The organism is Streptomyces sp. NPDC052079, assembly GCF_040680275.1.
GTDB lineage: Bacteria > Actinomycetota > Actinomycetes > Streptomycetales > Streptomycetaceae > Streptomyces.
The window spans coordinates 1-22,705 of record NZ_JBFAWL010000021.1; the positions used below are offsets into that span (position 1 = coordinate 1).

Sequence of the window (22,705 nt, forward strand, 5' to 3'; positions counted from 1 at the left end):
CGCAACGGCTCCCCGGTCGTCCTCGGCATCGGCGAGAAGGAGATGTTCGTCGCCTCCGACATCGCCGCGCTGGTCGCCCATCCCCTTCAGGGGCGCGGGGCTGTATCGACATGCGGCTCCGCCGCGTGGGCGCGAAGGGGGTCTGGGGGCGGAGCCCCCGGGGACGGGACGGGAAGGGGCGGCGGGGGCGAAGACCGCCGTCCAACCACTGGACGGTCCGGGTGGTCGCGCCAGAAGCCGGCCAGGACCGTCAGCCTGCCACGGTCGAAGGGGGCATGTTGTAGGGGGTCACGACCTGGATGGCGGAGGGGAGCGTGGGTCCCGCGGGCGGCAGGGCTCCGTGCGCCCGCATCACCAGGTGGCAGGCCTCGCGCAGATCGTGGCGCAGATCGTGGTGGAGCACCGCGGACAGCCGGTGCTCACGCAGCAGCCGGGTGTTGTCGTGGTCGAGGTCGTGCGCCACGAACACGGAGCACTCCCGCCCGGCGTCCTCGAAGGCGCGCAGGGTCGCGATGTTGCCGCCGCCGATGGAGTACACCGCGCGGATCTCCGGATCGCGGTCCAGAGCGGCGCGGACGAGGTCGTACTGGGTGGCGTCCAGGCCCTGACCCTCGGCGATCTCGACGAGGGTCCGCCCCGGGTGCCGGGCGCGCATGATGCTGCGGAAGCCCATCTCGCGTTCCTCCTCGTTGCGGAAGAAGCCGCTGGAGAGGCTGGTGAGCACATTGCCGGGGCGGTCGCCGAGCCACTGGCCCATGAGGTAGGCGGCGGTGGCGCCCGCCGCCCGGTTGTCGCTTCCCACATGGCCGATCCGGGCGCTCGCGGGCAGGTCCGTCACCAGGGTCACCACCGGGATGCCCGCCGCCGTGAGCCGGCCGACGGCGGCGGTGATCTCGGGGACGTCGGGCGCCTTGAGCAGCACGCCCTGCGAGCCGCGCCGGGCGATCCGGTCGAGGACCCCGGCCAGTTCCCCCGCCGGGCCCGTCTCGCGGAAGTGGAAGCGGGAGCGGACCACCGCCGGGTGCAGGGAGGGCAGTTCGGCCTCCAGGGCGGCGCGGACGGCGGTGGAGAAGCGCTCCGGCGCCTGCATCACGATGTCCACCATGAACGTGCGGCCGACGAGACGGACCTGGGTGCGCTGCCGGTCCAGGTCGGCTATCGCGCGGCGCACCTCCTGAGCGGTGCTCTCCCGCACCCCGCCCCGCCCGTTGAGGACGCGGTCCACCGTGGCCTCGCTCAACCCGGCCTGACGTGCGATTTCCCTGATCGGGAAGGGGTGGCCCATGCGATGGCTCCTGAGGGGTTTTTGATGGGTTGCTGCTGGTTGTTCGAAGGGTTTGTACTGACAAGAATGACACCACCCGCGTCGCTCCATGACCCGAAGGGACGACTTCATGTCCGCATCCGCCTCCGTGCAGACTCCCGCGCCGGCCGACTGGCTGTCCGAGCGGGACTGCGACCTGGAGACCTTCCGCGCGCTGGTGGAGCAGCAGACCGACCTCGCCGCCCACCCGCACGCCACCGCCGTCGAGCGGAATGTGCTGCTGTACGACGCCGACCGGCTCGCCCTCGCCGACCGCCGCGCCGTCCAGGCCGAGCTCGTCCGCGCGCTCGCCGCAGGGCCCGGCATCGTGGTGATCCGCGGCGCCTTCCCCGACCCGGCGGTCGTGGACCGGACCACCACCGTGTTCGACGCCCTGATCGCCGAACAGCGTGCCTCGGGCGCCGGCGGCGGCGACCACTTCGCCCGGCCGGGCGCCAACGACCGGGTGTGGAACGCCCTGGAGAAGACGGCCCTGTACGACCCGCAGACGTTCGCCGACTACTACGCCAACGATGTGATCGCCCTGGTCTCCTCGGCCTGGCTCGGTCCGGGCTACCAGGTGACCTCGCAGGTCAACGTGGTCAACCCGGGCGGCGCCGCGCAGACCGTGCACCGCGACTACCACCTCGGGTTCCTGTCCAACGAGGCGGCCGCGGCCTACCCGGCGCAGGTGCACCGCCTCTCCCCCGCGCTCACCCTCCAGGGCGCGGTGGCGCACTGCGACATGCCCGTCGAGTCGGGGCCGACCCTCTACCTGCCGCACTCGCAGAAGTACGAGCCCGGCTATCTCGCCTGGCGGCTCCCGGAGTTCCGGGCGTACTTCGAGGAGCACCACGTCCAGCTGCCGCTCGCCAAGGGCGACGCGGTGTTCTTCAACCCGGCGCTGTTCCACGCCGCCGGCGCCAACCGTTCGGCGGACATCCGGCGCATGGCCAACCTGCTGCAGGTGTCCTCCGCGTTCGGGCGGGCCATGGAGACCGTGGACCGTGAGGCCGTGACGGGCGCCGTCTACCCGGTGCTCCTGGGCCGCAAGGCGGAAGGCGCCGGGGAACGGTGGCTGGAGAACGTGATCGCGGCGAGCGCCGAGGGCTACCCGTTCCCCACGAACCTCGACAACGACCCGCCGGTCGACGGTCTGGCCCCGCCGTCGCAGGCGGACGTCGTGCGGCGGGCGCTGCGCGAGGGCTGGACCGCGCGGGCCCTGCGGAACGAACTGCGGGCCGCTGCCAAGCGGCGCGAGAGCTGAAAGGAACCCGGACACATCATGGGACTTCTCGACGACAGGATCGTCCTCGTCAACGGCGGCAGCCAGGGCGTCGGTGCCGCCATCGCGCGGGCCGCGGTCCGCGAGGGTGCGGTCGTGGCCGTCAGCGGGCGGCGCCCGGAACCCGGCGAGGCGCTGGTCGCCGAGCTGATCGCCGGGGGCGGCAAGGCGATGTTCGTACGGGCCGACCTGGCCGACGCCGAGCAGGCCAGGGCCTGTGTGGCCCAGGTGGTAGAGGCGTACGGCCGGGTCGACTGCCTGGTCAACTCGGCGGGTCTGACGACGCGCGGGACGCTCCTCGACACCACGCCCGAGCTGTTCGACCAGCATGTCGCGGTCAACCTGAAGGCGCCGTTCTTCGCCATGCAGGCCGCCGTCGCGGACATGGTGCGGCGCGAGGAGCCCGGCACCATCGTCAACATCATCACCTCGTCGGCGCACGGCGGGCAGCCGTTCCTGGCGCCGTACGTCGCCGCGAAGGCCGGGCTGATCGGTCTGACCCGCAACGCGGCGCACGCCCACCGCTGGGACCGGATCCGGATCAACGGACTGAACATCGGCTGGACCGCCACCGAAGGCGAGGACGCCACCCAGCGCACCTTCCACGGCGCCGGGGACGACTGGCGCGAACAGGCCGCCGCGCGGCTGCCGATGGGCAAGCTCGGCCAGCCGGACGAGATCGCCGACTTCGTGGTCCTGCTGCTCTCCGACCGTTCCGGTGTGGTCACCGGATCCGTGATCGACTGGGACCAGAACGTCCTCGGCGGCCTCGACTGACCTCCCTCACCTCCTGCTCGTACGCACCACCCCGCACCCAAGGAGCACCACCCTCATGCGTATCGGAATCCTCGGCCTCGGCCGTATCGGCGCCTTCCACGCCGAGACCCTGTCCGGGCTCGACGCCGTCGAGTCCCTCGTCGTGTCGGACCCGTTCGCGGACGCCGCGAAGGCAGCCGCCGAGCGGTTCGGCGCTGAGGTCGCGGACTCCCCCGAGGCGGTGCTCGCGGCCGGGGTGGACGGCGTGGTCGTGGCCGCCGCGACCGACGCCCACCCGGCGCTGATCGTGGCGTGCGCGGAGGCGGGCGTGCCGGTCTTCTGCGAGAAGCCGGTGGCGCGCACGATGGCCGAGGGTGTGGAGGTGCTGAAGGCGGTCGAGGGGCTGGACGTGCCGATCCAGATCGGCTTCAACCGCCGCTTCGACGCCGGCTTCGTCGCCGCGCGGGAGGCCGTGCGCAGCGGTGAGCTGGGCGACCTGCACACGGTGCGCTCGACGACGCTCGACCCGGCGCCTCCGCCGGCCGCGTACATCGCCGCGTCCGGGGGGATCTTCCGCGACTGCTCGGTGCACGACTTCGACATCATCCGCTGGGTGACCGGCCGCGAGGTGACCGAGGTGTACGCGGCCGGCGGCAACCGGGGCGCCGCCTTCATCAAGGAGGCGGGCGACGCCGACACCACGGGCGCGGTCCTGACCCTGGACGACGGCACCCTCGCGGTGGTCTCCAACAGCCGTCACAACGCCCGGGGTTACGATGTGCGCATGGAGATCCATGGCTTCCGGGACTCCATCGCGGTCGGTCTGGAGGACAAGCTGCCGCTGCGGTCGGTGGAGCCGGGCGTGACCTTCCCCGCGGGCACCCCGCACGACTTCTTCATGGACCGCTTCACCGCCGCCTACCGGGCCGAACTGACGGCGTTCACCGAGGTGGTGTCCGGTTCCCGGCCCTCGCCGTGCACGGTCGCGGACGCCCTGGAGGCGGGCTGGATCGCGGAGGCGTGCACACTGTCGCTCCATGAGCACCGGCCCGTCACCGTCGACGAGGTACGGCACGCCTGAGCGAGCCCGGCCCGCAACTCCTGCGGGCCGCCAACATGGCTGAGGCCGCCCCCGCGGGGGCGGCCTCAGCCATGTTGTGTCAGCGGTACAGCGGCGGTTTCTCCACCAGGTCGACCGTCACCCGGCCGCCGTTCTCCAGCGCCCGCACGCCCGCCTCGCAGACGGCCGCGGCTGCGTAGCCGTCGTAGACGCTCGGGCCGGCGATCCGGCCGTGTCGGGTGGCGTCGACCCAGGCCTGGATCTCGTCGTCGTAGGCCTGGGCGAAGCGTTCGGTCCAGTCCTGGGTGATGGTGCCGCCCCAGTGGCCGTCCGTGTGGGTGACCAGGGCGTGGCCGTCGCCGATGCGGGCGGTGCCGCGTTCGCAGACCGCCTCGGCCTGCACCTGGTAGCCGAATCCGCAGTTGACGAAGATCTCCACGTCGGAGAGGGCGCCGCCGTCGGTCTCGAGAACGACGAACTGGGGGTCGCGCAGTCCCTCGGGGGCGCCGGCGGACGGAGTGGGACGCAGCACCGTCACGGCGGTGATCTCCTGGCCGAGCAGCCAGCGGGTGGCGTCCACCTCGTGGACCACGGAGTCCGTGATGAGCATGGCGCTGGTGAAGAAGGACGGGCTGGCCATGTTGCGGTGCCGGTTGTGCAGCATGAGCGGGCGGCCCAGCCGGCCGCTCTCCAGCAGGGCCTTGAGCCGCACGTACTCGGTGTCGTAGCGGCGCATGAAGCCGACCTGGACCCTGCGGTGGCCGAGGGCCTGTTCGGCCTCCATGACGCGCAGGGCGGAGGCCGCGTCGGGGGTGAGCGGCTTCTCGCACAGGACGGGCAGATCGTGCTCGAACGCGGTGAGCAGAGCGGCCTCGTGGGCCGCACCCGGGGAGGCCACGATCACGGCGTCGACGTCGGCCGCCGCCATCGCGGCGGCCGGGTCGGTGTGGGCGGTGCAGCCGTCGACGCCCGCGGCGACGGCCTTGGCCCGTTCGGCGTCGACGTCCACGACGGCGGTGACCCGCGCCCCGCTGATGACCCGGTCGATCCGGCGTACATGGTCCGCGCCCATGCGGCCGGTGCCGATGACGGCGATGCGCAGTGGCTCGCGCGGGTTCATCCTCTCGCCTCTCTCCAGGGTCGTCAGGCGCCGCAGGAACGCAGGAACTTGCGGGTGCGTACGGCGATGGGCAGCGGCTTGTCGGGCTCGCACGGGTACATGTCCTGCTCGACGATGGCGAACAGGTCCACGCCCAGTTTCTGGGCGGCCGTGAGGACCGGGCCCAGCTCGGGGACGCCGGCGGGCGGTTCGCACATCACCCCGCGCTGGACGGCGGGCCCGAAGGGGATCTCGTTCTTGACGACGTCGGCGAGGATCTCCGGGTCGACCTGCTTGAGATGGAGGTAGCCGATGCGCTCGCCGTAGGTCTCGATCAGCTTGACGCTGTCGCCGCCGCAGTAGGCGTAGTGGCCGGTGTCCAGGCACAGGTTGACCAGCGAGGAGTCGGTCGAGTCGAGGAAGCGCTCGACGTGCTGCTCGGTGTCGATGTGGGTGTCGGCGTGCGGGTGGACGACGATGTCGAGCCCGTACGTCTCCTTCACCTCGCGGCCGAGGCGTTCCATGCCCTTGCTGAGGTGGCCCCACTGCTCGGTGGTGAGCTCCGGGGGCTCGAGGATCTCGGCGGTCTTGTCGTCGCGCCAGAAGGACGGGATGACGACGAGGTGCTTGGCGTTCATGTCGCGGGTGAGTGCGGCGACGCGGCTGACCTGTTCCCAGGTGGCGTCCCATTCGGACGGGCCGCGGTGCAGTCCGCAGAAGATGGTGCCGGCGGAGACCTTCAGGCCCCGCCGCTCCACCTCCTCGGTGAGCCGCGCCGAGTCGGTGGGGAGGTATCCGTAGGGGCCGAGTTCGATCCAGGAGTAGCCGGCCTCGGCGACCTCGTCGAGGAAGCGCTGCCAGGGCACCTGCTGGGGGTCGTCGGGGAACCAGACGCCCCAGGAGTCGGGGGCGGATCCGACCCGGATACGGTCGAGCGCGACTGCCATGTCAGGACTTTCCTTCCGGTGTTGCGGCTGCGGGGGCCTGGAGGTCGCCCTCCTCGGGGAGCCCTTCGGTGTCCACGCCTCGCACCTGTGCCAGCTCGTGCTTGAGGGCGGCGAGTTCGGCTCCGCCGGCCATGTGGTTGGTGAGTTCCTCGAGGGTGACCTGGCTGCGGTCGGCGGACAGTTCGAGGGTGCCCAGGCGCAGCACGCTGAAGTGATCGCCGACCATGTAGGCGTGGTGCGGGTTGTGGGTGATGAAGATGACGCCGAGGCCGCGGTCGCGGGCCATGGCGATGTACTTCAGGACCACGCCGGACTGCTTGACGCCGAGGGCGGCGGTCGGCTCGTCGAGGATGAGGACGCGGGCGCCGAAATACACGGCGCGGGCGATGGCGACGCACTGGCGCTGGCCGCCGGAGAGCGTGCCGATGGGCTGCTCCATGTCGTCCAGGACGATGCCCATGTTGCGCAGTTCCTCGTCCGCCGTCTTCTTCATCCGGTCGATGTCGAGGCGGCGCAGCGGCCAGGGCCCCTTGGTCATCTCGGAGCCGAGGAAGAAGTTGCGCCACACCGGCATCAGGGGGACGACCGCGAGGTCCTGGTAGACGGTGGCGATGCCCCTGTCGAGGGCCTCTCGGGGGGTGGAGAAGCGCACCGGCTCGCCGTCGACGAGGAACTCGCCCTCGGTGTGCTGGTGCAGCCCGGAGATGATCTTGATGAGGGTGGACTTGCCGGCGCCGTTGTCCCCGAGGACGCAGGTCACCTTGCCGGGCTGGACGGTGAGGTCGACACCGTGCAGGGCCCTGATGTTGCCGTAGGACTTGCCGGCCGCGCGGAGTTCGACCAGGGGGCGGTCGCCGTCCGGCGCGGTGTCCTGGGTGACGGCGCCCTGGGTGCCGGTGGGGTTGTCGGTCATTGCGGTCACCTCCGGGTCGCCGTGCGCTGGACCCACAGATTGATGAGGACGGCGCCGAGGAGCATCACGCCGAGGAAGGCCTTGAACCAGTCGGGGTTCCAGCCGGCGTAGACGATGCCCTGCTGCACCATGCCGAACATGAACGCGCCGAAGACCGGGCCGATCGCGGAGCCGTAGCCGCCGGTCAGCAGACAGCCGCCGATGACCGCCGCGGCGATGTAGATGAGCTCCTGGCCCACGCCCTCGCCGGACTGCACGGTGTTGAAGGAGAACAGGTTGTGCATGCCCACGAACCAGGCGCCGAAGCCGACCAGCATGAACAGCGAGATCTTGGTGAAGGTGACGGGGACACCGACCGCGCGGGCGCTGTCCTTGTTGCCGCCCACCGCGAAGATCCAGTTGCCGTACTTGGTGCGCAGCAGCACCCAGGTGGCCAGGGCGGCGAAGACCAGCCACCACACGACGGTGATCTTCACCTGGATGCCGCCGACGTCGAAGCTGGAGGCGAAGAGCGCCTTGGCCTGGTCGAAGCCGTCCATGTCGCTGATGTCGTCGGTGGCGACGTTGCCGGTGACCAGCTTCGTCACCGCGAGATTGACGCCCTGCAGGATCAGGAAGGTGCCGAGGGTGACCAGGAAGCTGGGCAGCCCCGTCTTGACCAGCATCCAGCCGTTGAACATGCCGACGGCGAGGGACACCACGAGGGCGACGATCACGCCCACCCAGACGTTCAGGGTGAGCTGGTAGCTGAGCATGCTCGCGGTGAGCGCCGAGGTGAGGACGGCGACACCGGCGGAGAGGTCGAACTCGCCGCCGATCATCAGCAGGGCCACGGGCAGCGCCATGATCCCGATGGTCGACGACTGGTACAGGATGTTCGCCATGGAGCTGCCGTCCCGCACCGGCGGGGCGGCGAACAGGAAGAACACCAGGACGGCTACGGCACCGAGGAACACGCCGACCTCGGGCCGGGCGAGCAGGCGCAGCGCCAGCGGACGCCGCGCGGTCCGGCCGTCGGTCTGCTGAGGGCCGGGGGCCGGCGGCGGGGTCACCGCCGCCGGCTCAGCCTGTTGCGCCATACTCATCACCGAGTGCCCTTCGCGGCGAACTCGGAGACCGCCTCGACGTTCGACTCGTCGACGAACGCCGGGCCGGTCAGCACGGGCTGCTCACCGCCGCCGCTGTAGTTGCCGTTGTTCTTGTAGAGCCACAGTCCGTCGACGGCGAGGTAGCCCTGGAGGTAGGGCTGCTGGTCCACCGCGAACTGGATGTCGCCGTCCTTGATGGCGCCGGTCAGCTGCTTGTTCAGGTCGAAGGTGGCGACCTTCGCCTTGCTGCCGGACTCGTCGACCGACTGCACCGCGGTCAGCGCGAAGGGCGCGCCGAGGGTGACGACGTAGTCGATGGAGGAGTCCTGCTTGAGCTTGGCGGTGATCGTCGACTTGACGGACGGCATGTCGGTGCCGTTGACGTTGAGGATCTGGGTCTTGCCCTTGAAGGTCTTCTTCACCCCGTCGCAGCGCTGGGTCAGGCCGACGTTGCCCTGCTCCTGGACGACGCAGACGGCGTTCGACGCGCCGACCTCGTTGAGCTTCTTGCCGAAGGCCTCGCCCGCCACCGACTCGTCCTGGCCGAAGAACTCCAGCAGGCCGAGGTCCTTCCAGTCGCTCACGCCGGAGTTGAGGCCGACGACCGGGATGCCGGCCGCCTCGGCCTTGGCTATGACGCCCTTGAGCGCGTCCGGCTTGGCGAGGGTGACCGCGATGCCGTCGACCTTCTGGTCGATCGCGTTCTGCACCAGGCCGGCCTGGTTGCCGGCGTTGGGGTCGGCGGAGTAGACGAGCTTGACGTTGTCCTTGTCCGCGGCGGTCTGGGCGCCCTTGCGGACGATGTCCCAGAAGGTGTCACCGGGGGACTGGTGGGTGATGAGGGCGATCGTCATACGAGGCGTCGAGGCCTTGCCCGCCGAGGCGTCGGCTCCGCCTTCCTCGGACTTCTTGCCGCCGGAGCCGCTGGAGCAGCCGGCGAGGGTCAGGGCGGCTGCCGCCGCGACCGCGACGAAGGGCGCGATTCTGCGGGAGCGGGTGTGAGAAGAGCGGTCCATCTGTCCTGCACCTCACTGTGCTACACGGGGAAAGGGCGAAAGTCCGAGTATCTCCGGTGCCCGGAGGGCTCGGGAGTCCGGGTATGTGTGCCTGGCACACAACACGTCTGTCGTGCTGGGACGCGATCCAATCCCCAGATACGGCCACTGTCAATACTTTGTTAAGACATCACTTCACGCGCTCGTCCGAATGTAAGTACAAACTATTGACATCGCGGCCCTGCGAGATCTACACCTGAGAGGCGGCAGGTCCCGGGAACGCACGTGCCCACCGTGGCAGGGCGTCCTGGGACCCGCATCCCCAGCAGCTTCAGGAGCAGCGCTTCATGGCCGACTCACCACAGTATTTCGATCTGATCACCATGGGTCGCATCGGGGTCGATCTCTACCCCCTGCAGACCGGTGTGCCCCTGTCGCGGGTGGAGACATTCGGGAAGTTCCTGGGCGGCTCGGCCGCCAATGTCGCGGTCGCGGCCGCCCGGCTGGGCCGCGCCACGGCGGTGATCACCCGCACGGGGGCCGACCCCTTCGGCGCCTATCTGCACGAAGCGCTGCGCGACTTCGGCGTCGACGACCGCTGGGTCACCCCGGTGGACGCGTACCCCACCCCCGTCACGTTCTGCGAGATCTTCCCGCCGGACGACTTCCCGCTGTACTTCTACCGCCGTCCCAAGGCGCCCGACCTGGAGATCCACACCCACGAGCTGGACCTGCCCGCCGTACGCGCGGCGGGAATCTTCTGGATCACCGGTACGGGTCTGAGCGAGGAGCCGAGCCGCTCGGCCACCCTCGACGCCCTGGCGGCCCGTGACAAGGCCGGCACCACCGTCTTCGACCTGGACTGGCGCCCCATGTTCTGGCGGGACCCGGACCAGGCCCGCCCGTACTACCGCGAGGCACTGCGCCACGCCACGGTCGCGGTCGGCAATCTCGAGGAGTGCGAGGTGGCCACGGGAGTGCGCGAGCCCGAGGCCTGCGCCGAGGCGCTGCTGGCGGCCGGGGTGGAGCTGGCCGTGGTCAAGCAGGGGCCCAGGGGCGTGCTCGCCGTGCACCGCGACGGCACCCGGGCCGAGGTGCCCCCGGTGCCGGTGGAGGTGGTCAACGGTCTCGGCGCGGGGGACGCCTTCGGCGGCTCGCTCTGCCACGGTCTGCTCTCCGGCTGGGACCTGGAGCGGACCATGCGCCACGCCAACGCCGCCGGTGCCCTCGTCGCCTCACGCCTCGCCTGCTCGTCCGCCATGCCGACCGGGCCGGAGGTGGCGGACCTCCTCGCGCGGGCCGCGTCGCCGGACGCTGGCCTGCCGAGCCAGTCCTGAACGGAGCCCTTCCTTGAACCTCAGCATCCCCGACCTCACCACGGTCCGCGCCCGGCACCCCGAGGCCGTCGCCGAGGCGGCCGCCCGCCGGACCCGCCGCCCGCTGATCGGCGACAGCGGCCGGCTGATGATCGTGGCCGCCGACCACCCCGCCCGGGGCGCGCTCGGCATCGGCGACCGGCGCCTGGCCATGGCGGACCGCGCCGACCTGCTCGCACGCCTGTGCGTCGCCCTGTCCCGGCCGGGCGTGGACGGGGTGCTGGCCACCGCCGACATTCTCGAGGACCTGCTGCTGCTCGGGGCGCTGGAGAACAAGGTCGTCATGGGTTCGATGAACCGGGGCGGCCTGGCCGGGGCCTCCTTCGAGATGGACGACCGCTTCACCGGCCACCGCGCCGAGGACATCGCCCGGCTGGGCTTCGACGCCGGCAAGCTGCTGGTCCGGGTCGACTACGACGACCCGGGCTCGCTGACCACCCTGGAGTCCTCCGCCCGCGCGGTCGACGCGATGGCCGAACACCGGCTGCCCATCTTCGTGGAGCCGTTCATCTCGCGGCGGGTGGACGGCAAGGTCCGCAACGACCTGTCCGCCGAGGCCGTCACCCGCTCCATCGCCATCGCCTCCGGACTGGGCGGCACCTCCGCCTACACCTGGCTGAAACTCCCGGTCACCGACGACGTGGACGACATGGCCGAGGTGCTGGCGACCTCGACGCTGCCCGTCGTCCTGCTCGGCGGCGAGGTCGGCGACCAGAAGGCGGCGTACGAGCGGTGGGGCAAGGCGCTGCGGCTGCCCACCGTCCAGGGGATGGTCGTCGGCCGCTCGCTGCTCTACCCGGCCGAGGGCAGTGTGGAGAAGGCGGTCGACACGGCCGTCGGCCTGTTGTGACAAGCACGTTCGCCAACGGAGGCATGGCATGACGCATCACCTTCCCGCGGGCAAGGCCCTCGCCGGCCCCTACGCCGTCGACGTGAGCCCACGGACCGCAGGCTGGGGCTACTCCGGTCTGCGCGTGCTGGAGCTGCCGCCGGGCGGCGGCCAGACCTTCGACGCCGGTGACAGCGAGTGGATCGTGCTGCCGCTGAGCGGCGGCTGCACGGTGGCCGTGGACGACGACTTCGGCCACGACACCTTCGAACTCACCGGCCGCGCAAGCGTGTTCGAGGGCGTCACCGACTTCGCCTACGTCCCCCGCGACGCCCGCGCGACGGTGTCCTCGGCCGGCGGCGGCCGGTTCGCGCTCACCGGCGCCCGCTGCACCCGCCGGCTGCCCGCCCGCTACGGACCGGCCTCCGGCGTGCCCGTCGAGCTGCGCGGCACCGGGAACTGCTCACGGCAGGTCAACAACTTCGCCGCCGCCGGTGTGTTCGAGTGCGACCGGCTCATCGCGGTGGAGGTGCTCACCCCGGGCGGCAACTGGTCGTCCTTCCCGCCGCACAAGCACGACGAGGACCGGCCGGGCGAGGAGTCCCTGCTGGAGGAGATCTACTACTTCGAGTTCGCCGGCCACGAGGGCACGCCCGGCCTCGGCTACCAGCGGGTCTCCCCGTCCGGCCTGGGCCGCGACACGGACGTGCTGGCCGAGGTGCGCGACGGCGACGTCGTGCTCATCCCCAACGGCTGGCACGGCCCGTCCATGGCCGTGCCCGGCCACCACATGTACTACCTCAACGTCATGGCCGGTCCGGGGGCCGAACGCGCGTGGCTCATCTGCGACCACCCCGACCACGCCTGGATCCGCGACACCTGGCAGGACACGCCGGTCGACCCCCGGCTCCCCCTCTACACCGCACCGGAGAGGTCCGCATGAGCGCCACCACCCGCCGACTGACGACCGCCCAGGCCCTGGTGCGGTTCCTGTCCGTGCAGTACACCGAGCGCGACGGCGTGCGCCGCCGGCTGATCGCGGGCACCTGGGGCATCTTCGGCCACGGCAACGTGGCCGGCATCGGGCAGGCCCTGGTCGAGCACCGCGACGTCATGCCGTACCACCAGGGCCGCAACGAGCAGGCGATGGTGCACGCCGCCGTCGGCTACGCCCGTCAGCTCAACCGGCTCTCGGCGCAGGCGGTGACCACCTCCATCGGCCCCGGCGCGACCAACCTGGTCACCGGCGCCGCGCTCGCCACCATCAACCGGCTGCCGGTCCTCCTCCTCCCCGGCGACTACTTCGCCTCGCGCGTCGCCAACCCGCTGCTCCAGCAGTTGGAACACCCCGTCGAGGCCGATGTGTCGGTCAACGACACGCTCCGCCCGGTCTCGCGGTACTTCGACCGGGTCACCCGCCCCGAGGCGCTGATCCCCTCCGCGCTGAACGCCATGCGGGTGCTCGCCGACCCGGCCGAGACCGGCGCCGTCACTCTCGCCCTGCCGCAGGACGTGCAGGCGGAGGCGTACGACTGGCCGGAGGAGTTCTTCACCGAGCGCGTCTGGCCGGTACGGCGTCCGGCACCGGATCCGGTGGAGCTGACGGCGGCCGTGGCGGCCGTACGAGCGGCGCGCAGGCCGCTGATCGTCGCGGGCGGCGGGGTCCACCACAGCGAGGCCGAGGAAGCGCTGCGGGCGCTGGTGGACGCCACCGGCATCCCGGTCGCCTCCACCCAGGCCGGCAAGGGCTCGCTGCGCCACGACCATCCTGCCGACCTCGGCGGCATCGGCCACACCGGCACCGCGGTGAGCGACGAACTCGCCCGCACCGCCGACCTGGTGATCGGCGTCGGCACCCGCTACACCGACTTCACCACCGCCTCCGGCACCCTGTTCCAGCACCCGGACGTGCGCTTCCTCAACCTCAACATCACCGGCTTCGACGCGCACAAGCTGGCGGCGCGCACCCTGGTCTGCGACGCGCGGACCGGACTGGAGAGGCTCACCGAGGCGCTGGCCGGGCACCGGGTGGAGGAGGCGTACGAGGCCGAATACCGGGCCGGCAAGGAGCGCTGGGAGCGGGTCGTCGAGACCGCCTACCGGGCCGACGACGACAGCGCCGTACCGACGCAGACGCAGGTGCTCGGCGCGCTGGACGCGGTCGTCGGCGACGAGGACGTGGTGATCAACGCGGCCGGTTCGCTCCCCGGCGACCTGCACAAGCTGTGGCGTGCGCGCGGCCCCCGCCAGTACCACCTGGAGTACGGCTACTCCTGCATGGGCTACGAGATCCCGGCCGCGCTGGGCGTCCAGCAGGCGGCTCCCGGCACCCCCGTCTGGGCGCTGGTCGGCGACGGCACCTATCTGATGATGCCGACGGAGATCGTCACCGCCGTCCAGGAGGGCCTGCCGGTCACCATGGTCCTCATCCAGAACCACGGTTACGCCTCCATCGGCGGCCTGTCCGAGGAGACCGGCGGCGAGCGCTTCGGCACCGCCTACCGTCACCGGGCCGCCGACGGGAGCTTCACGGGGGCCCCGCTGCCCGTCGACCTCGCCGCGAACGCGGCCAGTCTCGGCATGGACGTGCTGCGCGCCAAGACCGTGCGGGAGCTGCGGAACGCGCTGGCCGAGGCCCGCGCCTCCGACCGTCCGACGTGCGTCTACGTCGAGACGGACCCGACGCCCACCGCTCCCCCGGCCGAGGCCTGGTGGGACGTGCCGGTGGCCGAGGTGGCGTCCCGCGAGGCGGCCACCCGGGCCCGCGAACGCTACGAATCCCAGGTCGCCGGTCGCCGCCGCCACCTGTGAACCCGCCCCCACCGACCGCACCCCTTCAGGGAGGTACGTTCCATGGCGAAGACCGGTGATCCCGCCCGCGCCGCGACCGCACCCGCGTTGAGCACCCTGGACTTCGCCCTGGACCGGGGCAGTCCCGTACCGCTGTACTACCAGCTCGCCCAGCAGCTGGAGGCGGCGATCGAGCACGGCGTCCTCACCCCGGGCAGCCTCCTGGGCAACGAGGTCGACCTCTCCGTGCGCCTCGGCCTGTCCCGCCCCACCGTCCGCCAGGCCATCCAGTCCCTCGTGGACAAGGGCCTTTTGGTCCGCCGGCGTGGGGTGGGCACCCAGGTGGTGCACAGTCAGGTCAAGCGCCCTCTGGAGCTGAGCAGCCTCTACGACGACCTGGAGGCGGCCGGCCAGGGACCGACCACCGAGGTCGTGCGCAACGAGACGGTCCCGGCCTCCCCCGACGTGGCCGCCGCCCTCGGTGTCGCGGAGGGCGCCGAGGTCGTCCGGCTGGAACGGCTGCGCCGCACCCACGGCCAGCCGGTCGCCCTGCTCTGCAACCATCTGCCGACGGATCTGCTGGACCTGGACGGCGCCCGCCTGGAATCGACCGGCCTCTACCGGATGCTGCGCTCGGCCGGGGTGACCCTCCACAGCGCCCGCCAGACCGTCGGCGCCCGCTCGGCCACGGCGCCGGAGGCCGCCCGGCTCGACGAGAAGGAGGGCGCCGCCCTGCTGACCATGCAGCGCACGGCCTACGACGACACCGGCCGGCCGGTGGAGTTCGGCACCCACATCTACCGTGCGTCCCGCTACTCCTTCGACTTCCAGCTGCTGGTCAGGTCCTGAGGCCCGCGCTGAACGGGGTGACCGGGCGCGACAGGCGTTCGCCGTCCACGGTCAGGTCGACGGCCTCGTTGTAGAAGGCGAGGCGGTCCTTGATCACGGCCACCGCGGGCAGCGGGTCGGGGTAGCTCCACGCGATGTGCGGCGGTACGGCTCCCCCGCCACGCCAGGACCAGTAGGCGTCGGCCGTGCCCTTGTACGGGCACCGGGTGCTGTGGTCCGTGGCTTCGAAGAGGTCCAGGCGGACGTCCTCGCGCGGTAGGTAGTAGCGGGTCGGCAGCGAGGTCTCGAACAGCAGGACCGGGTTCGCCGAGTCGGCGACGACGGTGCCCTCGATCTCGACCCGGACGCGGCGGCTGCTCGGCATCGCGTCCACCCGTTTGTGCGGGTCGCGAGGGTGGACGAAGATCTCCTCGTCCTCCTCGTACCAGTGGTCGAGGCCGGTGTCGGTGCGCCCGAACCACGCGAAGGCGATGTACCCGGACAGGTCGTCGGCGGGGAAGGTCCAGGCGGCGTTCGGGCGCGGGTCGCCGCCGGCGTGGAGGTCGTAGAAGACCGTCGAACCGGTGTGGCTGCCCGTCCGGGGGTGCCGGGCGGGGCGGAGGAGGTCCGTGCGCACCTCCTCACGGGGGAAGGCGTACTGCGGGACCGGCAGCCGGGGCTCCCAGACGAGGACCGGGTGGCGGCTGTCGACGACGGTGACGTCGCCGGTGATGCCGCGCACCCAGCGCTCGCTGGGTTCCCACAGCAGGCCCTCTGGGGTAGCCCGCGTGGAACGGGCGGTGGGATGGGTGATCATGGCCGGGCTCCCTCCGGATGTGCGGCTGACTTCCACCGTCGCACCGGCGGGCCTGCGTGTCCGTCTCAGTGCGCCGCGTTCAGCCGGGCCCGCTGCTCCGCCGACAGTTCCAGGTCCACCGCCGCCAGGTTCTCCTCCAGCTGGGCCAGGGACGACACCCCGGCCAGCGGGAGGATCGGCAGTTCGTGGCCGAGCTGCCAGGCCAGGACCACCTGGTTGGGGGTCGCCCCGGTCTCCCGGGCGACCTCGTGCAGCACCGCGAGGCGGGCGGGCGTGCCCGGGTGGTCGTAGTCGTGGGGCAGCCGCTCGGGGTGGGTGTAGGCGCCCCTGAACAGCGGTGAGTAGGCGACCAGGGTCAGTGCGGGCTCGGCGCGGAGATAGCCGGCGTGTTCCGCTCCGGCGTGGCCGAGGCTGCCGTTGGGGAACAGGTCGTCGGGGACGTCGGAGCGGGGCCGCGGATAGCTGTGCTGGTACTGCAGGACCTCGTAGCCGGGCAGTCCGGCCGCCGCCGCGAGCGCGCGGGCCCGCTCCACCCGCCACACGGCCTGGTTGCTCACGCCGAGCAGCCCCACGGTGCCCTCGGCGACGAGGGCGCCCACGGCCTCGACGGTCTCCTGCTGGGGGACGGTGGGGTCGTCGATGTGCGCGTACAGCAGGTCCAGCCGTTCCAGACCGAGCCGCTCGCGGCTGCGTTCGGACGACTCCCTGATCACCTTCGCGGACAGACCCTCCGGGTTGTCGGTGTAGCTGGTGCCGGGAGCGAGGGGCCGTGCCCCCAGCTTGGTGGCGAAGACCAATTCGTCGCCCACTCCCCTGCTGCGCCGCCAGCGGCCGAGCAGCTCCTCGCTCTGTCCGCCCTGGCCGCCGTCGGTCCAGAACGCGTAATTGTCGGACGTGTCGATGAAGTTGCCGCCGGCCTCGGTGTAGCGGTCGAGCAGGGCGAAGGCGGTCTTCTCGTCGGTCACCGACCCGAACAGCATCGCGCCGAGCGCGAGCACGCTCACCCGGCGGCTGTGCGGACCGGTGCCGATGGTGCGGTACTTCATGGCGGATCCCTCCGTTCCGCACCCGGTTGTCGGGGCACGGCACGGGAGTCTTCCTGCTGGAGCGCGCTCCAAGTCAAGCGTGCGGCGCGGCCCCGGCCGTCCCGTCGGAACCTGTTCGGCCTCGCGCTTCGTCCTGATCGACGGGACGAGTGAACAGGGAGCAAGGCGTGGAGCGCTACTGGGGGTGGGAGCGGGGGCGGGTGCTCGCGGTGTGCGCGGTGCTGACGGCCGGGCTGCTGGTGTTTCACGGGACGGTGCCCAACTCGCCGGGCCGGCTGGGCAGTCTGCTGGAGGTGTTCCTGCCGTGGCTCGGCCTGGTGGCCGTCCCGCTGTTCGGGCTGGCCCTGCTGCGCCGTTCGGCCGCCGCGCTGTTGGCCTTGCTGCTGCCCGTGGCGGCCTGGACGCATCTGTTCGGCGGGCTGCTGCTGCCCGGGGCCGCGTCCGGCCCGCAGGGCCTGCTGGTGGTGCAGCACAACGTCAGCGACGAGAACACCGACCCGGCGGGCACGGCCCGGGCCCTGGCCGGAGCCGGGCCGACCTCATCGCGCTGCAGGAGCTGGTGCCACCCGCTCTGTCGGTCTACCGAAGGACGCTCGCCGCCGACTACCCGTACCACGCGGTCCGGGGCACCGTCGGGCTGTGGTCGAAGTATCCGCTCACCGGGGTCCGCCCGCTGGACATCAAGCCCGCGGACATCACGGAGCCGTGGAGCCGCGGGCTGCGGACCGTGGTCCACACCCCGCACGGCGAGATCGCTGCGTACGTCGCCCACCTGCCCTCGATCCGGGTCGGCGCGGGCGGTCTGGCATCCGCCCGGCGTGACGAGAGCGCCGGCCTGCTGGGCCGGGCCGTGGCCGCGGAGCGGCTGGACAGGGTGGTCCTGATGGGCGACCTCAACGGCACGGCCGACGACCGCGGGCTGGCCCCGCTGACCTCACGGATGAACCTGGCGCGGCGGGGCTTCGCCTTCAGTTACCCCGCCGCCCTGCCGGTGGCCCGGATCGACCAGGTCATGGCCCGCTCGGCGCGCGTCGACCACGTACGTGCCCTGCCCGCCACCGGCAGCGATCATCTGCCGGTGGCGGCCCGCGTCACTCCCCGCTGACTCCGGCGAACGGGCCCTCCAGGGCGGCCCACTGGAGGAGCATGACGGTCTTCGCGTCGTTGATCTCGCCCGTGCGGATCATGCGCAGGGCCCGGCGGAAGGGCAGCTCGAGGATTTCGATGTCCTCGCCCTCCTCGCCGAGTCTCCCGCCCTCGTGGGTGCGGGTGGAGGGACCGTAGGCGGCGGCGTAGAAGCTGACGCGTTCGGTGACCGAGCCGGGGCTCATATAGACATCGAAGACGTGCTGGACGGGGCCGATGGTGTGGCCGGTCTCCTCCACCACCTCGCGGCGCACGGCGACCTCGGGGTGCTCGTCCTCGTCGTCCAGCACGCCGCCGGGGGTCTCGATCAGCATGCCGTCGGGGTGGCCGTTGACATAGGCCGGGAAGCGGAACTGGCGGGTGAGCAGCACGGTGTGGCGTTCGGCGTCGTAAAGGAGCATGGTGGCGCCGTTGCCGCGTTCGTGCGTCTCCCGCTCCTGGGTGCTCCAGGTGCCGTCGGCGTGCTGGAAGTCGAAGCTCGTGGTGCGCTCGACGTACCAGTGGCTGGACAGCAGTGTCACATCGCGGATCTTCACCCGCGGGTTGCCGGTGAGGTCACGGCCGGTCCGGTCGAGTCCGGTGCGGCCCCGGCGGTCCGGGGTGTCGATGCCGGCGGTCATCGGAGGGCCCCCGCGAGGGAGGACGCGTACGGGGGGCGTGGATACAGGGTGGTCATGCCCGGTTGTACCATCCGGGGCCCTCCGGGATCACGCGGAAGGTCATCCGGACGGCTCGGGCGCCGGCGGCATCCCGGTCGGCCGGCACGCGGTCCTGGTGGACAGCTCGGACTTCAACAGCACCGCGATCCAGGGCAACTGGTCGCGGACGCAGGCCGAGGAGCAGTACGGCTACGACACCTACTCCCACGCGGCCGGCGACGGCACCGCGTCGTTCTCCTGGCAGCTCAACATCCCGCAGGACGGCACGTACGAGGTCTTCGTACGGCATCCGAAGATGACCGGTGCGGCCACCGACGCGACGTTCAAGGTCGACCACGACGGCGGCAGCACCACCAGGACGATCGACCAGACGCAGCGCGCCGGTGAGTGGATCTCGCTCGGTTCCCACCCGTTCGTGGAGGACGGCCCGCAGAAGATCACCCTCACCGAAGCGGCGAACGGCACCTCGCCAACGGCACCTGGTACGCCGCCGAGGGCAACTACGCCGACGCGGCCCTCTCCATGACCTCGGCCATCCCGCTGGCCGGTTACGCCGCCACGGCGGTCAAGGCCGGCAAGTACGCGAAGAAGGGGATCGACGCCGCCGACAGCGCGAACGACGTGCGCAAGACCGCGAACACGGCGGACACCGCCAACGACGCGCGGAAGACCACGTCCAAGCCCGACTCCGGGAAGAACTCGGGTGGCAGTTGCCCCGTCAAGCAGCCGGCACCGCAGAGCTTCGTGGCCGGGACCCAGGTGGTCATGGCCGACGGAACCCTGCGCGACATCGAGGACCTGGAACTCGGCGACCTGGTGCCGGCCACGGGCGTGGAGACCGGTGAGAGCGCCGCGCGCCCCGTCACCGACACCCGTGACAACAGAGGCGAGAAGCACCTCGTCACCCTGACCGTCGACCCGGACGGCAAGGACGGCGAGGCGAAGCCCGGCAAGGTCACCTCCACGGACGCGCACCTGTACTGGCTGCCCGACTACGGCAGGTGGGTCCCCGCCAAGGACCTCGCGCCCGGCATGTGGCTCCAGACGTCCGCGGGCACCTGGGTCCAGATCACCGCGATCGACACCGCGCACCGTACGGACCGCGTCTACAACCTCACGGTCGAAGGCGCCGGGCACGCCGAGCAGCGCGCCTGGCAGGAACTCCAGCAGAAGCACCCGGGCATCCAGCCGGACCAGGTGAGCCGGGTCTACACCGAACTCGCCCCTGCGACTACAACGGATGCGACAACTGGCTCAGGAGTACCTTCGGGGGCAACAAGGTATCGTGGAGCATCGATTATCCGCATGGCCAGGGGCCTGCGTCCAAGGCCGGCCGAAGCGCCGGAATCAACGAACTCACGCGCATGCTGACGCAGATCCGGCGAGGGAAGCTGTGAGCGACGGAGCGTCACGAAGGGGACTTCCCGTGGGGTACACACCTCGGTGGCTGACCGCATCGTCGTGGGAGGAGGACGGCATCCTGGAAGTGGACGCCGACGCCCTCTCCGGCTGGGGCAGTTGGCCGCGGGCCGTGCGCGAGGCGCTCGACACGGCCCAGCGGTACGGGCTGCCGCAGGAGGCCGCCATGTTCTACCCGAGTGCGCACGGTGCTCCCTTCACGGTCGTCGACGATCCGTCCGGTAACCGGTACTGGAGGCTGGGCCAGCACGATGCCCAGCTGAATCCCGGTTACTACGTGTCCGAGTACGTCCTCGACAGCGACGGGCGGGTGCTTCTGCTGGACCCGTCGCTGCCGAAGCCCCGGTTCGTGAACTCGTCGCTGATCGCGTTCCTCGACGCCCTCGCCGCGTGGGACTACCGGTGCGAGCATGTCGACGACTTCGACGACCTCGATGACGACGAGGACGAGGGTGAGGACGAGGGGGACGACGAGGACGCCACGGATCCGTCGGAGGCGGCACGGATCGCCTTCGGACTGGAGATCAGGGACCGGCTTCGTGAGCTGGACCCGCCTGCGTTCGAGATGGACACCTGGTGGGACCGGGTCTACGAGGAGGTGGAACTCGATGCCATCTGAGGGGCGCCGCTGAGTGAGGAGGGGCCCTGCCCGGAGAGGATCCGGGCGGGGCCCGTCCGTTCCGCGGGTCGTCCGCGGAGGGACACGAACTCCTGGAAACGATCAAGGGCCCTGTCCCACGTGATGTGGACAAGGCCCTGATCCGGGCTCCGAAGCCCTTACCGCACCGTCGGGACGACAGGATTTGAACCTGCGACCCCTTGACCCCCAGTCAAGTGCGCTACCAAGCTGCGCCACGTCCCGGTGCGCTCACGTGCGGTGAACCGCGTGATCGCGCGAACAGCACTTTACCCCACACCCCGGGCCGCGCCGAAGCGGGCCCGGACTTGGGACAATCGGCCTATGGGCAGCACGGACAGCACCTCCGCGGGCCGGACAGCCGCCGCGCGGGACCGGGACGACGAGGGGCGGGCGCGCAACGCGCGGCCCCGGGACGGGCTCGGGCGGCCCCTCCCGTACGACGCGGAAGGGGTGGCCCGGCAGCCCGAGGGCGTCGTGCGGCGGCCGGAGGAGAGCGTCGCCGAGGCACAGCGGCTGCTGGACGAGGGCAAGCCGTTCCACGCGCACGAGGTCTTCGAGGACGCCTGGAAGTCGGGTCCGCAGGAGGAACGGGAGCTGTGGCGGGGGCTGGCGCAGCTCGCCGTGGGGCTCACCCATGCCGCGCGGGGGAACACCACCGGCGGGGCGCGGCTGCTGCGGCGCGGGGCCGGTGCGGCGGAGGAGTGGGCCGCGAGGGCGGGCCGCCCCCGCCCGCACGGGATCGATCTTCCCGGTGTGATCGCCTGGGCCCGGGACCTGGCGACGGAGGTGGAGCGGGGCGTCCCGGTGGACGCGAGGGCGCGAGCGCCACGGCTGCGGGGCGGCTCCTGAGGGGGCGGGATGCGGTGTACGCGCCGTGAGTGCCGTGCGGCAGACTCGGGGCGTGCGAGAGATTCATGTCATCGGTATCGGCGCGGGCGACCCCGACCAGCTGACCCTGCAGGCGGTCAAGGCGCTGCGGAGCACGGACGTGTTCTTCATCCTGGACAAGGGAGAGGCCAAGGCGGACCTCACCCGGCTGCGCCGGGACATGCTGGACGTACATCTGCCGGAGGGCGGCTACCGCGTCGTCGAGGCGCGTGACCCGGAGCGGGACCGGACGGCCGGGGGGTCCGCCTACTCCCCCGCGGTCGGGGACTGGCGCAGCGCCCGCGCGGACATCTACGAGCAGCTGATCGCGGGGGAGCTGGCCGAGGAGGAGACGGGCGCCTTCCTGGTGTGGGGGGACCCGTCGCTGTACGACAGCACACTCGGGATTCTTCAGGAGGTCCTGGAGCGCGGGACCGTGTCGTTCGTGTACGACGTCGTGCCGGGCATCAGCAGTGTGTCGGCGCTGGTGGCCCGGCACCGGACGGGGCTGAACCGGGTGGCGCGGCCGGTTCAGATCACCACGGGGCGGCGGCTCGCCGAGGGGTTTCCGGAGGGCGTGGACGACGTGGTGGTGATGCTGGACGCGCATCAGACGTTCCGTGCGTACACCGGGCAGGACGTCGACATCTACTGGGGCGCGTATATCGGCACGCCGGACGAGATCCTGGTTTCCGGTCCGCTCGACGAGGCGGCGCCGCGTATTGAGCGGCTGCGGGCTGAGGCGCGGGAGCGCAAGGGGTGGATTATGGACACGTATCTGCTGCGGCGCAGGGGGGTTGAGGACAGCTAAGCGCCGGGGGGCGTGCGCGAGAGTTTTTCGC

General features: G+C 71.5%; 22 protein-coding genes, 1 tRNA gene and 1 pseudogene. 14 read left to right on the plus strand and 10 right to left on the minus strand.

The window, feature by feature from the left end; translation table 11 throughout:
- Window positions 1-250: 250 nt before the first annotated feature.
- Window positions 251-1,285 carry a LacI family DNA-binding transcriptional regulator gene (locus AB0L56_RS25155; protein WP_361028092.1) on the minus strand — a complete coding sequence of 345 codons (1,035 nt, stop codon included), beginning with the start codon at window positions 1,283-1,285 and terminating at the stop codon, window positions 251-253.
- A 109-nt stretch (window positions 1,286-1,394) separates the two neighbouring features.
- On the opposite strand from AB0L56_RS25155, the gene AB0L56_RS25160 reads away from it, so the two are divergent.
- The 3 genes from AB0L56_RS25160 to AB0L56_RS25170 are packed head-to-tail and all read left to right on the plus strand — an operon-like array spanning window position 1,395 to window position 4,425.
- Window positions 1,395-2,570 carry a phytanoyl-CoA dioxygenase family protein gene (locus AB0L56_RS25160; protein ID WP_365426713.1) on the plus strand — a complete coding sequence of 392 codons (1,176 nt, stop codon included), beginning with the start codon at window positions 1,395-1,397 and terminating at the stop codon, window positions 2,568-2,570.
- An 18-nt stretch (window positions 2,571-2,588) separates the two neighbouring features.
- Window positions 2,589-3,365, plus strand: a complete 777-nt coding sequence (locus tag AB0L56_RS25165; protein WP_361028086.1) for an SDR family oxidoreductase — start codon at window positions 2,589-2,591, stop codon at window positions 3,363-3,365.
- A gap of 55 nt (window positions 3,366-3,420) precedes the next feature.
- The gene (locus tag AB0L56_RS25170) at window positions 3,421-4,425 is read left to right on the plus strand and encodes a Gfo/Idh/MocA family oxidoreductase (RefSeq protein WP_361028083.1); all 1,005 of its coding nucleotides are present in this window, start codon (window positions 3,421-3,423) and stop codon (window positions 4,423-4,425) included.
- Between the two features lie 79 nt (window positions 4,426-4,504).
- Here the strand turns inward: AB0L56_RS25170 and AB0L56_RS25175 are convergent, their stop codons facing one another.
- The 5 genes from AB0L56_RS25175 to AB0L56_RS25195 are packed head-to-tail and all read right to left on the minus strand — an operon-like array spanning window position 4,505 to window position 9,467.
- The gene (locus AB0L56_RS25175; protein ID WP_365426718.1) at window positions 4,505-5,524 is read right to left on the minus strand and encodes a Gfo/Idh/MocA family oxidoreductase; all 1,020 of its coding nucleotides are present in this window, start codon (window positions 5,522-5,524) and stop codon (window positions 4,505-4,507) included.
- A 23-nt stretch (window positions 5,525-5,547) separates the two neighbouring features.
- On the minus strand, window positions 5,548-6,450 hold the full coding sequence (locus AB0L56_RS25180) for a sugar phosphate isomerase/epimerase (protein ID WP_365426721.1): 903 nt from the start codon (window positions 6,448-6,450) through the stop codon (window positions 5,548-5,550).
- Window position 6,451: 1 nt separating this feature from the next.
- A complete protein-coding gene (locus tag AB0L56_RS25185) occupies window positions 6,452-7,363 on the minus strand; it encodes an ATP-binding cassette domain-containing protein (RefSeq protein ID WP_361028074.1) in 912 nt (303 codons plus the stop codon).
- A 5-nt stretch (window positions 7,364-7,368) separates the two neighbouring features.
- Window positions 7,369-8,448, minus strand: coding sequence for an ABC transporter permease (locus AB0L56_RS25190; protein WP_361028071.1), 1,080 nt, complete (start codon window positions 8,446-8,448; stop codon window positions 7,369-7,371).
- Window positions 8,448-9,467, minus strand: a complete 1,020-nt coding sequence (locus tag AB0L56_RS25195) for a sugar ABC transporter substrate-binding protein (protein ID WP_361028068.1) — start codon at window positions 9,465-9,467, stop codon at window positions 8,448-8,450. The genes AB0L56_RS25190 and AB0L56_RS25195 overlap by 1 nt, the downstream gene beginning before the upstream one ends.
- A gap of 326 nt (window positions 9,468-9,793) precedes the next feature.
- Here AB0L56_RS25195 and iolC point away from each other — a divergent pair, with 326 nt between their 5' ends.
- Genes iolC through AB0L56_RS25220 form a run of 5 tightly spaced genes read left to right on the plus strand, consistent with a single transcriptional unit; the run spans window position 9,794 to window position 15,290 of the window.
- Entirely contained in the window at window positions 9,794-10,783 is a 990-nt protein-coding gene (gene iolC, locus AB0L56_RS25200; protein ID WP_361028065.1) for a 5-dehydro-2-deoxygluconokinase, read from the plus strand.
- Between the two features lie 13 nt (window positions 10,784-10,796).
- The gene (locus tag AB0L56_RS25205) at window positions 10,797-11,672 is read left to right on the plus strand and encodes a deoxyribose-phosphate aldolase (RefSeq protein WP_365426727.1); all 876 of its coding nucleotides are present in this window, start codon (window positions 10,797-10,799) and stop codon (window positions 11,670-11,672) included.
- A gap of 28 nt (window positions 11,673-11,700) precedes the next feature.
- A complete protein-coding gene (iolB, locus tag AB0L56_RS25210) occupies window positions 11,701-12,594 on the plus strand; it encodes a 5-deoxy-glucuronate isomerase (protein WP_365426730.1) in 894 nt (297 codons plus the stop codon).
- Entirely contained in the window at window positions 12,591-14,462 is a 1,872-nt protein-coding gene (iolD, locus tag AB0L56_RS25215) for a 3D-(3,5/4)-trihydroxycyclohexane-1,2-dione acylhydrolase (decyclizing) (protein ID WP_365426733.1), read from the plus strand. Before iolB ends, iolD begins: the two co-directional genes overlap by 4 nt.
- Window positions 14,463-14,504: 42 nt before the next feature.
- The gene (locus tag AB0L56_RS25220; RefSeq protein ID WP_365426736.1) at window positions 14,505-15,290 is read left to right on the plus strand and encodes a GntR family transcriptional regulator; all 786 of its coding nucleotides are present in this window, start codon (window positions 14,505-14,507) and stop codon (window positions 15,288-15,290) included.
- Here the strand turns inward: AB0L56_RS25220 and AB0L56_RS25225 are convergent.
- Together AB0L56_RS25225 and AB0L56_RS25230 are read right to left on the minus strand one after the other, a co-directional pair.
- Window positions 15,280-16,086 (minus strand): DUF427 domain-containing protein, encoded by an 807-nt coding sequence (locus tag AB0L56_RS25225; RefSeq protein WP_365426739.1) that lies wholly within the window; start codon window positions 16,084-16,086, stop codon window positions 15,280-15,282. The genes AB0L56_RS25220 and AB0L56_RS25225 overlap by 11 nt on opposite strands.
- A gap of 65 nt (window positions 16,087-16,151) precedes the next feature.
- Window positions 16,152-17,132 carry an aldo/keto reductase gene (locus tag AB0L56_RS25230; RefSeq protein WP_365426742.1) on the minus strand — a complete coding sequence of 327 codons (981 nt, stop codon included), beginning with the start codon at window positions 17,130-17,132 and terminating at the stop codon, window positions 16,152-16,154.
- Window positions 17,133-17,299: 167 nt separating this feature from the next.
- Here AB0L56_RS25230 and AB0L56_RS25235 point away from each other — a divergent pair.
- Window positions 17,300-18,237: pseudogene (locus AB0L56_RS25235) on the plus strand (endonuclease/exonuclease/phosphatase family protein).
- On the opposite strand, the gene AB0L56_RS25240 reads toward AB0L56_RS25235, so the two are convergent.
- A complete protein-coding gene (locus AB0L56_RS25240; RefSeq protein ID WP_365426745.1) occupies window positions 18,224-18,898 on the minus strand; it encodes an NUDIX domain-containing protein in 675 nt (224 codons plus the stop codon). The pseudogene AB0L56_RS25235 and the gene AB0L56_RS25240 sit on opposite strands and share 14 nt — an antisense overlap.
- A 154-nt stretch (window positions 18,899-19,052) precedes the next feature.
- On the opposite strand from AB0L56_RS25240, the gene AB0L56_RS25245 reads away from it, so the two are divergent.
- Genes AB0L56_RS25245 through AB0L56_RS25255 form a run of 3 tightly spaced genes read left to right on the plus strand, consistent with a single transcriptional unit; the run spans window position 19,053 to window position 20,975 of the window.
- Entirely contained in the window at window positions 19,053-19,463 is a 411-nt protein-coding gene (locus tag AB0L56_RS25245) for a hypothetical protein (protein ID WP_365426748.1), read from the plus strand.
- Window positions 19,460-20,308: a Hint domain-containing protein gene (locus AB0L56_RS25250; protein WP_365426751.1), complete on the plus strand. Its 849-nt coding sequence runs from the start codon at window positions 19,460-19,462 to the stop codon at window positions 20,306-20,308. The genes AB0L56_RS25245 and AB0L56_RS25250 overlap by 4 nt, the downstream gene beginning before the upstream one ends.
- Window positions 20,309-20,363: 55 nt before the next feature.
- Window positions 20,364-20,975, plus strand: a complete 612-nt coding sequence (locus tag AB0L56_RS25255; RefSeq protein ID WP_365426754.1) for an SUKH-4 family immunity protein — start codon at window positions 20,364-20,366, stop codon at window positions 20,973-20,975.
- Window positions 20,976-21,144: 169 nt separating this feature from the next.
- Here the strand turns inward: AB0L56_RS25255 and AB0L56_RS25260 are convergent.
- Window positions 21,145-21,218 (minus strand) — tRNA-Pro (locus tag AB0L56_RS25260).
- 99 nt (window positions 21,219-21,317) lie between these two features.
- Here AB0L56_RS25260 and AB0L56_RS25265 point away from each other — a divergent pair.
- Window positions 21,318-21,845: a DUF309 domain-containing protein gene (locus tag AB0L56_RS25265; protein ID WP_365426757.1), complete on the plus strand. Its 528-nt coding sequence runs from the start codon at window positions 21,318-21,320 to the stop codon at window positions 21,843-21,845.
- Between the two features lie 52 nt (window positions 21,846-21,897).
- Window positions 21,898-22,674, plus strand: coding sequence for a precorrin-6A synthase (deacetylating) (gene cobF, locus AB0L56_RS25270; RefSeq protein WP_365426760.1), 777 nt, complete (start codon window positions 21,898-21,900; stop codon window positions 22,672-22,674).
- The last annotated feature ends 31 nt before the right edge of the window (window positions 22,675-22,705 follow it).

Bases quoted from the DNA above. Each gene is read 5' to 3' on its own strand.
- AB0L56_RS25155 (WP_361028092.1), bottom strand. From the start codon at position 1,285: ATGGGCCACCCCTTCCCGATCAGGGAAATCGCACGTCAGGCCGGGTTG.
- AB0L56_RS25160 (WP_365426713.1), top strand. From the start codon at position 1,395: ATGTCCGCATCCGCCTCCGTGCAGACTCCCGCGCCGGCCGACTGGCTG.
- AB0L56_RS25165 (WP_361028086.1), top strand. From the start codon at position 2,589: ATGGGACTTCTCGACGACAGGATCGTCCTCGTCAACGGCGGCAGCCAG.
- AB0L56_RS25170 (WP_361028083.1), top strand. From the start codon at position 3,421: ATGCGTATCGGAATCCTCGGCCTCGGCCGTATCGGCGCCTTCCACGCC.
- AB0L56_RS25175 (WP_365426718.1), bottom strand. From the start codon at position 5,524: ATGAACCCGCGCGAGCCACTGCGCATCGCCGTCATCGGCACCGGCCGC.
- AB0L56_RS25180 (WP_365426721.1), bottom strand. From the start codon at position 6,450: ATGGCAGTCGCGCTCGACCGTATCCGGGTCGGATCCGCCCCCGACTCC.
- AB0L56_RS25185 (WP_361028074.1), bottom strand. From the start codon at position 7,363: ATGACCGACAACCCCACCGGCACCCAGGGCGCCGTCACCCAGGACACC.
- AB0L56_RS25190 (WP_361028071.1), bottom strand. From the start codon at position 8,448: ATGAGTATGGCGCAACAGGCTGAGCCGGCGGCGGTGACCCCGCCGCCG.
- AB0L56_RS25195 (WP_361028068.1), bottom strand. From the start codon at position 9,467: ATGGACCGCTCTTCTCACACCCGCTCCCGCAGAATCGCGCCCTTCGTC.
- iolC (WP_361028065.1), top strand. From the start codon at position 9,794: ATGGCCGACTCACCACAGTATTTCGATCTGATCACCATGGGTCGCATC.
- iolB (WP_365426730.1), top strand. From the start codon at position 11,701: ATGACGCATCACCTTCCCGCGGGCAAGGCCCTCGCCGGCCCCTACGCC.
- iolD (WP_365426733.1), top strand. From the start codon at position 12,591: ATGAGCGCCACCACCCGCCGACTGACGACCGCCCAGGCCCTGGTGCGG.
- AB0L56_RS25220 (WP_365426736.1), top strand. From the start codon at position 14,505: ATGGCGAAGACCGGTGATCCCGCCCGCGCCGCGACCGCACCCGCGTTG.
- AB0L56_RS25225 (WP_365426739.1), bottom strand. From the start codon at position 16,086: ATGATCACCCATCCCACCGCCCGTTCCACGCGGGCTACCCCAGAGGGC.
- AB0L56_RS25230 (WP_365426742.1), bottom strand. From the start codon at position 17,132: ATGAAGTACCGCACCATCGGCACCGGTCCGCACAGCCGCCGGGTGAGC.
- AB0L56_RS25240 (WP_365426745.1), bottom strand. From the start codon at position 18,898: ATGACCGCCGGCATCGACACCCCGGACCGCCGGGGCCGCACCGGACTC.
- AB0L56_RS25250 (WP_365426751.1), top strand. From the start codon at position 19,460: ATGACCTCGGCCATCCCGCTGGCCGGTTACGCCGCCACGGCGGTCAAG.
- AB0L56_RS25265 (WP_365426757.1), top strand. From the start codon at position 21,318: ATGGGCAGCACGGACAGCACCTCCGCGGGCCGGACAGCCGCCGCGCGG.